The organism is Tolypothrix sp. PCC 7601 (assembly GCF_025677855.1).
Lineage (GTDB): Bacteria > Cyanobacteriota > Cyanobacteriia > Cyanobacteriales > Nostocaceae > Aulosira > Aulosira diplosiphon.
This window is the reverse complement of record NZ_CP064879.1, coordinates 5509087-5522050: the sequence shown is the minus strand read 5'-3', so window position 1 is coordinate 5522050 and position 12964 is coordinate 5509087. Positions and strand designations below refer to the sequence as shown.

At 39.9% G+C, this 12964-nt stretch carries 7 protein-coding genes; 3 read left to right on the top strand and 4 right to left on the bottom strand.

Translation table 11 applies throughout. The features are described from left to right. Nucleotides 1–31 precede the first annotated feature (31 nt). Entirely contained in the window at nt 32–742 is a 711-nt protein-coding gene (locus tag HG267_RS22650; RefSeq protein WP_045868090.1) for a helix-turn-helix transcriptional regulator, read from the bottom strand. 96 nt (nt 743–838) lie between these two features. Here HG267_RS22650 and HG267_RS22645 point away from each other — a divergent pair, with 96 nt between their 5' ends. Both HG267_RS22645 and HG267_RS22640 read left to right on the top strand, forming a co-directional pair. After that, a complete protein-coding gene (locus tag HG267_RS22645) occupies nt 839–1687 on the top strand; it encodes a sulfurtransferase (RefSeq protein WP_045868089.1) in 849 nt (282 codons plus the stop codon). Nucleotides 1688–1722: 35 nt separating this feature from the next. Then, nucleotides 1723–1935 (top strand): hypothetical protein, encoded by a 213-nt coding sequence (locus HG267_RS22640; RefSeq protein ID WP_155538970.1) that lies wholly within the window; start codon nt 1723–1725, stop codon nt 1933–1935. A gap of 4 nt (nt 1936–1939) precedes the next feature. On the opposite strand, the gene HG267_RS22635 is transcribed toward HG267_RS22640, so the two are convergent. Beyond that, nucleotides 1940–3292, bottom strand: coding sequence for a hypothetical protein (locus HG267_RS22635; protein WP_045868087.1), 1353 nt, complete (start codon nt 3290–3292; stop codon nt 1940–1942). A 432-nt stretch (nt 3293–3724) separates the two neighbouring features. Between HG267_RS22635 and HG267_RS22630 the strand changes: the two genes are divergently transcribed. Continuing rightward, entirely contained in the window at nt 3725–5935 is a 2211-nt protein-coding gene (locus HG267_RS22630; RefSeq protein WP_045868086.1) for a glycoside hydrolase family 10 protein, read from the top strand. A gap of 161 nt (nt 5936–6096) precedes the next feature. Here HG267_RS22630 and HG267_RS22625 read toward each other — a convergent pair whose 3' ends face one another. Both HG267_RS22625 and HG267_RS22620 read right to left on the bottom strand, forming a co-directional pair. Further along, the gene (locus tag HG267_RS22625; RefSeq protein WP_045868085.1) at nt 6097–12090 is read right to left on the bottom strand and encodes an AAA family ATPase; all 5994 of its coding nucleotides are present in this window, start codon (nt 12088–12090) and stop codon (nt 6097–6099) included. Between the two features lie 683 nt (nt 12091–12773). Further along, entirely contained in the window at nt 12774–12911 is a 138-nt protein-coding gene (locus tag HG267_RS22620; protein ID WP_155538968.1) for a hypothetical protein, read from the bottom strand. Nucleotides 12912–12964 lie beyond the last annotated feature (53 nt).

The window sequence follows — 12964 nt, the reverse complement described above, 5'->3', positions numbered from 1 at the left end:
CCCTTTTTTCCCTTAACCGATAAGTATTGCCTCATGTACCTGCAATCTGCTGTATTTTATTTGTTATTGGTGAAGAATGCTGTGCAACTGCCGCAAGTTGAGCAACCATCTCAGCGCGAGAGGAAACCTCAAGCTTACGAAACATTCTCTTCAGTGCTTGTTTCACAGAATTTTCAGTAATCCAAAGTTGCTGACCAATTTCGGCGTTGGTGTAACCTAAAGCCACTAATTCAGCAATTTGCAATTCCCGAGGTGTTAGGCGATCGCACTTGAAATTATGAGATTGCGATCGCATTGTCGCATTCCAAATCGAGAGGTGCAGGCACAGCGCACTTAAATCGGCTAAATTTTGGGCATCAAATGCAGCCATTTTCTGTTCGCGGGTAAAGCCAATTGCACCTACTAATTTTCCCTCACTGACAATCGGCCCTGCCATGACGTGCCAATGATCGCTTCGGGGACAAATCATTCTCCAGACATGGGGTGATGTTACTAAGGCTTCATGAACTGGAGTATGACGTTCCACCAAGTAACGTGCAACTGGATTATGTTCGATTGATAGTGCAATTTCTAGTATTTTCTGCAGTTTGCGATCTAAAAGGCGTAGTTGATCAAAGAAAAAAACGCCACATTTTTTAGTCGTAAAATACTCACCGAGTTTCGGCACAACTTGCGATCGCAATTCCTGTTCATTCTGGGCCTGGTTGATGGCTTCAAAGAGCATCTGCAAGGAATTTCTCATAATTATTGTGTCGAAAACTGTACACGATCGAGGACTGGGCGAGCTAAGTCTCTTCTCCTAATCTTAGTTTTAGTGTAAATCACAGGAGAACCGCCGATGTCTCAGTATGCTCATCCTGAAGTTCTGATCGATACGCAATGGCTGATGGATCGTCTCAACGATTCTAGTGTGCGGGTGGTTGAGGTGGATATGAGTCCAGAACCATACAAAAATGCTCACATCCCTGGTGCAGTCTTTTGGAATATCTTCACGGATATCTTAACTCCCGATTTGCGGATCAATTTAGATCCCACATCTATAGAAAAGCTGCTTTCGCGATCGGGTATTTCCCCTGACACAACAGTCGTCGCCTATGGTAGCTATCCTGGAACCGGAGGTTGGATTTTCTGGCTGTTGCAACTCTTTGGGCATAACCGCGTATATATTCTCAATGGCGGTTATCAGAAATGGGTCGCAGAAGGTCGGCCACTAGCAACAGAGTTGTCTACTTTTACACCCACACACTACCAAGCCAAAGCACCCGATGCTAACTTGCGGGTTTTGCTGGCGGAAGTTCAAGCCTCTTTGCAGCAAACAGAGCGTGTATTATTAGATGTGCGTACTCCTCAAGAGTACAATGGCGAACTATTCATGATGCAGCCGCCACAAGGAACAGAACGCGCCGGACATATTCCGGGTGCAGTCCATATTGAACATACCTTGACTTTGAATGCAGATGGAACATTCAAGTCAGCCGAACAGTTGCATCAGATCTACAGTAGTAAAGGGATTACGCCTGATAAGGAAGTATTTCCTTACTGTGCCATTGGTGGGCGATCGGCATATACTTGGTTTGTTTTGAAATATTTGTTGGGTTATCCCAAAGTCAGAAATTATGATGGTTCGTGGAATGAATGGGGACGCTTACCTGATGCACTGATTGAGCAATCATCAATCATTGTATGAAAAACTCCACCCACAAGGGGATGGAGTTTTTGGGCATGGGGAATGGGGCATCGGGGAGGCAGTGCGTTGCGGGGGTTCCCCCCGTTGTAGCAACTGCCGTCATGGGGAAGAAATTACCAATGCCCAATGCCCAATGCCCAATGCCCCAAGCGGCGGGGCAGCTGTCCCTCTCCACCCACAAGGGGATGGAGTTTCCCGCCGCTTTCAATCAATCATTCCTCGTTCTCCTCATCTTGCCTAACGCCTGATTTTTCATTTCTTCACTAATATATATGCATTAGCATAGTCAGGCATTTGTGCAATCTTCTTTCCAAATTCTTGGTGATTATTAAAAATACCTGCTAAAAAATCAAGCTGATGCAGGTTAGGTAAAAAAGCTCCGCCTGTGTCAGCAATCACGCCCATTTGCAGTTGCTTGCGTCCACTTATAGTATGCTCAAGTACAATGATTTTCCCTAAGCCAATATTGAGCACATCACCAGCAAAGGTGACTCCTGGTTTAATGGAAATTTTGGCATCAATTTTATAGCCATAACCTTTAATAGCATTGACTTTTCTAAAGTACCAGTAACGCTTTTGGGCAGTAGCTTTTAATCCCCGGATATAGGGCATTCCGTTGTTTCTATCAACATTGAAATATTCTTCTGTGCCATCGGTAAATTTAATTAATATTGTTCCCTCCATCAGGGCTTCTTCTAAACCTTGGCGGGTTAAATATGCAATGGGTTCAACTTTGCCATATTCTTTACCACCAGGTTCATAAATTCCTGAGAGCACATCTTGTTTGGTATATCTGGTATAGAATTTGTCAGCAGCTAAATTATCTTTTAGGCTATAAATTGGAATATTATATGTAGCTGTTTTTTTATGGGAGCCTGGGTGATTAAAAACAGCATATTTTGTAATTCGTAATTTTGGTTGATTGGTCTGCTTGGGGTTATAAGGAGTCCATTTGATGACTTTAAAATTGCTGTTAATAAAATTAGCATTTTGTAACCGCGTAGTGCGATTGTTAGCAATGTCCTCTTGTAAGACAGCAACCATGAAATCTAAGGTTTTGAGAACATCATCTATAGTTACTCCCTGAGTACCTAGCAGCCCTGTACGTAAAACATCAGGGTCTGCATTAGCATGGTCTTGATAATATTTTCTGGTATTGGTAAGAACAGTTAACAAATCTTTTTGGTTGAAGCTTATCTTTGTCGCTGGCAATTTACCAGCCGAGAAAACTTGACTATTATTAACACTAAATTTAAATTTCTTAAATTCATCAATTACATTATATTTTGTAGAGACTGATACTACACTCTGAGCCAATGTATTATTATCTGTATTGCTAGGTGTCCCAGCAGTTATTTGTTGAAGGGGCGCAAAATTTTGCCCACTTGCGGCAAGTATTTGAGCAGATTTAATTAAAGGAAGAAGGAAAGAGGATAAAGTTAGGGGTTTTTCCGACTCAGTAACAATATTCTGTGTAGTCTGATGTGCTGAAGCGATTTGTTTATCTTGTGACTGAGCCAAGAGATGACTATTGGCAAAACCAAAAAGTAATAAAGTAACAAAACCAACTGTAAAGCGATTTTTTTTGCTGAATATCATAAACATACTATTGAAAAAATTTCTATTGCTAGATAATAATTACACTTAGTTGATATCTGAACTAGTCAGCCTCAAAAAGGTTCCCTTTAACTGCAATCAGAAACTTTGTGGTTACAAATTTTGGCAAATATACCACAATTTAAACAATTTTAAAATAAATCAATACAAATTGTAAGGTAGGCATAATCATATTAGAAGTAAAGCAGATGAAAGGAATGAGGAGAAGTAAGCTAATGCGCGCCTAAATTGCATAACTACTCAAGAAGGCTGTTAACTGTTAACGGTTGACTGTCAACGGTCAACGGTCAACAGCCCTCATGAGGGATTGTGCAACTTAAAAGCAGAATAGCTTAACAAGAAAAATGTAGAAATGCAGCTATGGGGCTGATGTTGCTAAATTAACAAGAGATAATCACAATACGCTAGCTGCAATCAACAATGGTATCTACTTCTACAGCGTTCTCAGATATTAAAGGCCATTGGGCAAGGTCATTTATTGAAGCTTTATCAGGGCGGCGCTTGATCAATGGGTATCCTAACGGTACTTTTCGCCCAGATAACTCAGTAACTCGTGCTGAATTTGCTGCCCTTATTGCAAAAGTCTTTACAGTTACTTCTAAGCGGAAATATTCCCCGTTTACTGATGTACCAACTAATCATTGGGCAGCCACTGTTATTAAAAATGCTTATGAAGCAGGGTTTATTTCTGGATACCCTGATAAAACTTTCCGCCCCAATAATAGAATTTCTCGGGGTGATGTTTTAGTGGCAATAGTTAATGGCTTGGAAATTGCTACTAAGATAAAACCTGACTTAGTTAATAAATTGTCACAATATTATACAGATGCGACTGCGATCGCCAGCTATGCCAAAAATCAAGTAGCTATTGCTACGAGTGCAGGGTTAGTAGTTAACTACCCAAATCTCAAATTACTCAACCCTAATCTAGCCGCAACCCGTGCTGATTTAGCGGTCATAGCCTATCAAGCTTTGGTATATCTGGGGCAAGCAGAAAAAATTACCTCTACGTACTTAGTGCCATCGCCAAACCCACCTGTGGTAGTGGTACCTCCAAAGCCACCTGTAGTAGTAGATCCTCAGCCACCTGTGGTAGTAGTAGATCCTCAGCCACCTGTAGTAGTAGTAGATCCTCAGCCACCTGTAGTAGTAGATCCTCAGCCACCTGTAGTAGTAGTAGATCCTCAGCCACCTGTGGTAGTAGTACCTCCAGTTGAGCCGCCTAAGGTAGAAGTACCACAGAATACTGTGAGGCTAAGTCATCAAAGGGAGTTTCGTGGAGCATGGGTAGCAACTGTTTGGAATGGTGATTGGCCTTCTAAACCTGGACTACCTGTTGCACAACAGAAATCGGAACTAGTTGCGATTATTACTCGATTACAACAACTCAACTTTAATGCCTTAATTTTACAGGTGCGTCCAGAAGGGGATGCTGTGTATGCTTCGACTTTAGAACCTTGGAGTGCTTGGATTACCGGAACTCAGGGAAAAGCACCAGATCCATATTATGATCCCTTAGAATTTGCGATCGCAGAATGCCACAAGCGCAACATTGAAGTTCATGCTTGGTTTAACCCTTACCGCGCTAAGACTAGTATCAATAGCGGAATTAATGTTAGTCCCCATATAGCTGTCACGAATCCAGACGTGGTTTATAAATGGGGCAATCAATTGTGGATGGATCCAGGGATTAAAATTGTTCAGGACAGGGCTTATAACGTTATTCTTGATGTTGTGCGTCGGTATGATATCGATGGCGTTCACTTAGACGACTATTTTTATCCTTATCCCATATCTGGGCAAACTTTCCCCGACAACAAAACCTATGACACTTACAAAAACGCTGGCGGTGGACTTAGCTTAGGCGATTGGCGACGAGAAAATGTCAATCTGATGGTGCTGCGGTTATCGGAAGGAATCAAAGCCACAAAGCCGCACGTTAAATTTGGCATTAGTCCCTTTGGAATTTATCGCCCTGGACAACCAGCAGGTATTACGGGCTTAGATGCCTATAATGTCCTGTATGCTGACTCCAAGAAATGGTTAGAACTGGGCTGGGTTGATTATATTGCGCCTCAACTTTATTGGCGTACCGACCAAACACAACAAAGTTATCCTGCTTTACTCAATTGGTGGACACAGGTAAACACCAAGCAAAAACACGTTTACGCTGGTAACAATTTGACCGAACCCAGCAACAAGAGTCGGGAAAGTGAAGAGATTGAAAAGCAGGTAATATTTAGTCGTAGCCAAGCTGGAAGGTATTCCCTGGGTAATATCTTCTTTAATTTGGGTGTTTTGATGGAAAATAGCCAAGGTATTGCTGATAAATTCCAAACTCAAATTTATAGCAAACCTGCCATTTCTCCTACTTGGTCTTCCCAAATTACCACAGCACCAGCAGCACCCACGGGGCTAGTTTATGTGAACGGTAAACTCAATTGGAAACCTGGAGACGATCAGCAAGTTCGTTCTTGGACACTTTATCGCCAAACTACTGATGGCTGGGTAATTCAGCGCATTTTATCTGCTGGTACAAACTTTGCTACTGTCGGCCCAGGAACATACGCTGTGTGCGCCGTCGATAGGCTAGCGAATGAAAGCCAGGGAGTGATGATTACAGTCAATTAAATGGGAAAGGGGAAAAGGGGAAGGGGGAAAGGGAAAGGGAAAGAAACAACCTTTCACCCTTTCTCCAAAAAATTACTTTTCGGTTAAGGAGAAAAAGGGGAATGGGAAAAGAGAAAGAAACAACCTTTCACCCTTACCCTTTAACCTTTTCCCCCAAAAATTTACATAGGTATTTGAATCAGGAATTCTGTACCTTCACCTAAAATAGAGTTACAAATCAAACGCCCGTTGTGAGTTTCTTCCACAATTTGACGTGCGATCGCTAATCCTAAACCAGTGCCTTTACCAACTCCTTTGGTGGTAAATAGATGATCGAATATCTTGTGTTTGACTTCCTCAGACATTCCTGTACCGTTATCTTGAATGCTAATTACTGCTTGTTTACCATCTCCACTTTTAGTCGTGCGAATTGTAATTTGATTGGGGTTGGCTTGAATTTCGGCAAAGCTGCGTCCAGTATTTGACTCTTCTAAAGCATCGATCGCATTCGCCAACAAGTTCATAAATACTTGGTTTAATTGTCCGGCAAAGCATTCTACCATTGGTAGCTCCCCATATTCTTTGACAATCTCTATAGCTGGATGATGTTCGTTAGCTTTTAAGCGATGCTTGAGAATTAAAATTGTGCTGTCGATACCTTCGTGAATATTAAACGGGACTTTGTAGGCTTTATCGGCTCTGGAGAAAGTGCGTAAACTGGTGCTAATATTACCAATGCGTTCAATGCCCAATGACATCGAATCTAGCAATTTAGGTAAATCTTCGCGCAGATATTCTAAGTCAATAGAGGCAATTTTATCTTCTATTGCCGCATTGTCATAGGGCAATGTTTCATATAACTCTATTAAATCAAACAAGTCTTGCACATAGTCTTTTGCTGGTTCCAAGTTACCAGCAATAAAGCCCACGGGATTGTTAATTTCATGAGCTACACCAGCTACTAAATTACCTAAAGCTGACATCTTCTCATTCTGCACTAGTTGCAGTTGAGTTTGCTGGAGATGCTGAAGCGCTTGTTCGAGTTGAGTTGCTTGTTGACGAGTTTGCAGCAACAAGTCTGCTTGCTGGAGTGCTACCCCTAATTGAGCAGCTATTTGCTGGGCAAATTGAATTTCCGAACCTCGCCACTCACGGGGGCGATCGCATTGGTGAACGCACAGCAAACCCCACAGTTCACCATTTTGAATAATTGCGACAACTAGGGAGGCTTTGACATGAAATTGTTCTAAAATCGCACGATGGCAATCTAGTACCTGGGCTGAATCTAAGTCAGCCATAGCGCAGATCCGCCCTTGTTTATAAAGGTTGGCGTAGTCTTCGCCAAAGCAATGATCTTTAACGTTAACAGCTAGAGCAGAAGGAAATTCGGGGATGACATCTTCGGCAATAAAGTGGCCATATTCATACTTGGATTTTGCCTCAAATTGATAAATGCCAACGCGATCGGCATTTAAAATTCGTCGCATATTTTGGGTAACTGCACAAAATATGGCATCCAAGTCTAAAGACTCTCGCATCTGCGTTACCACATCAAACAAGGTTTTCTGTTTTTTGAGGGATTGTGCTAGTTTTTGGGCATTAGCTTGCGATTCTTGATAAAGGCGGGCATTTTCTAGAGAAATTGCTCCTTGAGTACATAATAAATTGAGTAAAGTGAGGCGATCGCTGGTAAAAGCTCCAACTGTCAGGTGATTTTCTAAATAAAGAATGCCTAGCAGCTTACCTTGGTGGATAATTGGCGTACACAACAAACTTTTGGGCTGTTGGGAAATAATGTAAGCATCAACCATCAAAATGGGATCTATGGTTGCATTGTCAATGGTTGCGGCTTGCAGAGTGCGTTTAACACTGTTAATCAAAGAAATTGGGACATCTAGAGATTCTTCTAAAGGCAGCGATCGCATCAGTGTAGGTGATTCCCCTAATGTAGCAATGGCTTCTAGTACTAACTTTTCTTGTTTCTGTAGCAGTAATACACCTTTATCTGCACCAGCATTTTCCATGACTACAGACAGCAAAGTTGAAAGTAGCTTTTCTAAATGAATTTCGCTAGAGAGAGCGTGAGAAGCTTTGATAATAGTTGCCAAATCGAGAAATTCTGAAACTGTATGATCGCTTAATGTCGTGCTGCTGCTTTCAGAGACAGTACTAGCAATGGTTGTGGTTGCATTCAAAGAATATTGTTGTCTTTGCAACATACTCTTGAGCAATTGGGGATAGCGCTGTTCTAAATCTTCGATTTTGGCTTTGGCTCCCCAACGAGCATAGCCGTAATAAGCTTCTTGTAGATAAGCTTGAGCTACTTTCTCTTTACCACAATCTAAATAGAAGCTAGCAGCAAGTTCATTAGCCAGTGCTTCGTCACGCAGATAACCATTTTCTTTAGCCCCTGCAATGGCGCGATCGTACATTTCCATTGCTTGCCATTTTTCCCCAAATAGCCGTTGATATTCTGCCTCGACTAAATCAAATTTGTATTGGCAATTCATGGGCGCATAATGCGCCCAATTTTTCATTTTCTCTTGATTTGTTGTGATTTTTGCAACTAACTTCTCTTTGTCTACAACCAGATTTTCTCTATAGGCTGCCAACTGTGTCAGAGAATCATAAAAGTAAAATATGGGAACATAAGCAAAGCCTGCAGCACCATCTACATATTGTTCTGTAAGTGCAGCATCTGCAACCGCTTGTTGATAGTTGCCCAGCAAATAGTTCAACAGCAATTTATGAGAGTATAGATAAAAAACACCTAGTCTATCATTAGCTTGTAAATGCTGAGTTAGCATTTTTTCTTCGTCGTAATATTCTCCCTGTAAATATTCAATAACACTTCTGCCTGTGCGTAAATCATGTATTGATTGTTGCAACATTTGGAAATATTGTAAACAAGCTATCTGCTTAATTTGATTGATAGAATCGCTCAAAGCAAATACTTCTCGTTGCAACTCAGATAATTCTTTTTCTATGCCTGCAAAATAGGTAAATCCGCAGTACATTACGGCTGAGTAGCCAGCAAATTGTAAATCCCCAGTTTCTAGACCAATATAATAAGCTGAACGCAAAGGTATTAAAGTTTCTTTGACAGCAATTTTCCAATGCTTGACAAACCCATAAACCATAGATTGAACTTTACATTCCAGTTCTTTGGCTTTGAGTTGGGGTAATAAATCTAAAGCGAGTTTACCAAATTGATAACCTGTTTCAAAATCTCCTACTATGGCGCTAAGAATGAGAGCATAACAGGCATAACTATGGGTAGAAATGGCAGTATTGCCATATTTAATTGATAAACTTACCTGTTTAAAATAAATTAACGGATAAAGTGCCGGCACTGCTAAATAGCTAGCTGCTGAGATGCTAGATAATATTTGCATCGCTGCTAACTGAATGCGATCGCTCATTACAGGTAAGTTAATTAATTCGGCAATTCCTTTGTCTTGCCAAAGGCTTTGAGTTGCTTGTAATCCGGCTATAATATCAGCTTGGCTGGGTTCTGTAGGAAATTCTATGCCCAATAATTTGAGAAATTGTAGCCCATTATTTACTGCTTCTACAGATTTATTTTGTGCTACCAAAGCCTGATTTTTAACGTCATATACTTTAACTTGATCCAATAGGCTTTTTGCTTCTTTAAGCAAAATTTCCGCTAATTTTTCCATCTCAGCAAAGTTACCACTGAGATAAGCAACTTCTACTGATGCTTCGTATAAACTTAACGTCAAATTATATTGACTTTGCCAATAATCATCAGCTAATAACTGCCGCCCTATCGTCAAATATTCCCAAGCAGCACTGTAAGCCGTAGCATTCTTGGCTTTGTATCCTGCTTGGAAATTTAATTGAGCTAATTCATGTTTCTCATCCTGTGAAGTGAGTAATTCAACTCCTTGATTTAACTGATTGACAATCTGAAATATTTGCTCTTCTATTTGCGCTTTGGGAGTATTCTTTAACATTAATCTCCCGATATTTAAATGGGTAAATTTTTTCTGCGCTTCTGGAATGAGAAAATAAGCTGCTTGTTGTACACGATCATGTAAAAACTTATAGGTAGGAGTTTGAGAATTTTGATATTTGAATGATTTGGTATCGGGATGATTCTCAACTTCTTGAAAGAACTTATAAACCTCACTTTGCGGTAAAATTAACCCAGATTCCAAAGCAGACCATAATTCTGCAGCAGCTGCTACTAGAGATTTTTGTCTTACAGTTGCTAGTGTCGTTAAATCAAAAGTGTTACCAATGCAAGCAGCTAATTTTAAAACATCTTGAGTGGCTGGAGGCAATTTCTGTAATTGCATAGACATAAACTCAACCACATCATCTGTGAGTGCTAAGGCATTAACTTTAGCAATATCGCATTCCCAATAGCCTTGCTCGACATTAAAAGTAATTAATCCTTCTTCATATAAAACCTTGAGAAATTGATTGTTGAAAAAGGGATTACCTTGAGTTTTCTGATATACCAATTTTGTTAAAGGTAATGCCAGTTCCAGGGAACAACTCAGTGTATCAGCAATTAGTTGGTTAATCTGAGATAATTTTAGAGGAGGTAATGTCAGGGTATTGATATTAGCCCCAGCTACTTGGATTTCATTTAAAGTTACTATTAAAGGATGAGCTGGAGAAACTTCATTATCTCGATAGGCTCCCATCAATAAGAGATAGCCAATATCGCTTTCGCTCATCAATAATTCCATCAACTTTAAAGAAGCCAAATCTGCCCATTGCAAATCATCAAGGAAGATGACAAGGGGGTGTTTTTTGGTAGTAAAAATAGCAATAAATTTTTGGAATAGTAAATTAAAACGATTTTGAGATGCATTTCCTCCTAATTCAGGTACAGGTGGTTGCACACCAATAATTTGTTCTAATTCGGGAATTACTTCCACAATTACCTGTGCATTCTCACCCAAGGCTGTGAGAACTTGACTTTTCCATTTTTGCAATTGTGCATCACTTTCTGACAGTAATTGCAGCATCAAATTACGTAAAGCTTGCACAAAAGCAGAGAAGGGAATATTGCGATTAAATTGGTCAAATTTACCTTTAATGAAGTAGCCTCGCTTCTGCACAATTGGCTTGTGAACTTCATTGACAACAGCAGTTTTCCCAATCCCAGAAAAGCCTGCTACTAATACCATTTCCTTAGCACCTATACTGACTCGCTTAAATGCTGTCAGCAGCTTTTCAACTTCTGCCGTTCTGCCATAAAGTTTATCAGGGATAAGAAAGCGATCGCACACATCCCGCCTTCCAATCGGGAAACTTTCAATCTTAGCTGTTGTCTGTAGTTGTTCTAAGCAATTTTCTAAATCATATTTCAACCCTAAAGCACTCTGATAGCGGTCTTCCGCATTTTTCGCCAGCAGTTTCATCACAATATCGTAAAGTACCTGCGGTATTCCTTCCCTATTTCCTGTTCCCTGTTCCCTATTCCCTAATGCCGTAGGCATTTTAGCAATATGACAATGTACCAACTCCATCGGATCGTTTGATTGAAATGGTAATTCTCCGGTGAGTATTTCGTAAAAAGTCACACCCAAAGAATAAAAGTCTGTACGGTAATCAATCCCGCGATTCATCCTCCCTGTCTGTTCTGGCGATAAATAAGCGAGTGTGCCTTCCAATACATTAGGACTAATAAGTGTTTGAGTTTCTCGTGGTAGTAAAGATGCAATACTAAAGTCAATTAATTTAATTTGCTTGGTTTCGGGATTAATTAAAATATTCGCAGGTTTTATATCCTTATGAATAATGCGATGGCGGTAAAGAATATCTAATGTATTGCACAGTGCGATCGCAATTTGGAAAAACTCCATTAAGCTCAATACATTTGTTCTAATTTTATACCATTGGCTCAGAGCGATTCCGCCAAAATCCTCCATAACTAACACATAGCCATTCTGATATGCTTCCAGGCTGTATGTCCCAATAATTAGTGGTGATTGCAGATTTTTAGCAATAGTGTACTGATTGCGAAACTGTACCAATTCGTTGAAACTAGGATAAGAATTTTTTAATAGTTTCAATACCACAGGTTTATTGTCAGCCTCTCGAAATCCTCGATAAACCAGCGTTCTGGAACCGTTGTAGATTTCTTCACTAACGCGATAACCAGGAATATGAGGAATACTAACTTCGATGCTAACCATAATAATTGGATTATTAAATCTGTGTTCCCAGAAATTTAGTATTCCCAACTATTTTCAGCATTTTATAAATGAGTAAATAAACTTTACCTCGCCCAGGTTAGATGTAAACAGCACTTACGCAACTGGCACAGTGATTCTCTGACATAAGAGTCAAGAGTCAAAAGTCAAGGGTCAAAAATTTAGGTTTTTTGGACTCTTGACTTTTGACCCTGGACAAACCTAAACGAAAAAAATATGACACTTGCGTAAGTTTTAGTAAAGAGTAGATAAATTGCATATCTCTAACAATCCAGTTTGAATTCTAGAACTATTTTTTACGTAGACAAGTAACAGAAAATAACGAATAAATTTATAGAGATTCTTTTCAAGCTCCTAATATTAGGAGCAGATTTGGCGAGATATATTGTTATTTATGCAAGTTAGCGCTCAAATACAGTTATAAATGCCTAAATTTGTCTCAAAAGCACTTGGCACCCCCAAAGTCAAAAACAGTGAGAGTGCCAAGTAGCTTTATGTTTAGGGTCTTTATAATGGCTGACCCCATTTAAAATGAGAGGTTTTATTGTTTATTTACAATCTCACGCAATCAGCAATAATTTCTAATACTTAACAATTTCTTTAGATTCTCAGGTAGAGAAATGTTTTCTAGTAACTGTTTTGCTATCTGATATCACCAATCACTCTCACAAAAAGGATTTGCGCTTGTGGATAATTCCTCGGGTATGTTCTTCAGTCTGCTGACAAGGCTGTACATTAACTGTCAAAGCACCAGCATAGATTAAAAATTCTTCATAATCTGTAATAATAAAATGATTAGACATCAATCTCATCTGGAAAAGATTGTTGCAACACATCAAACATCTGCAGGGGCGCA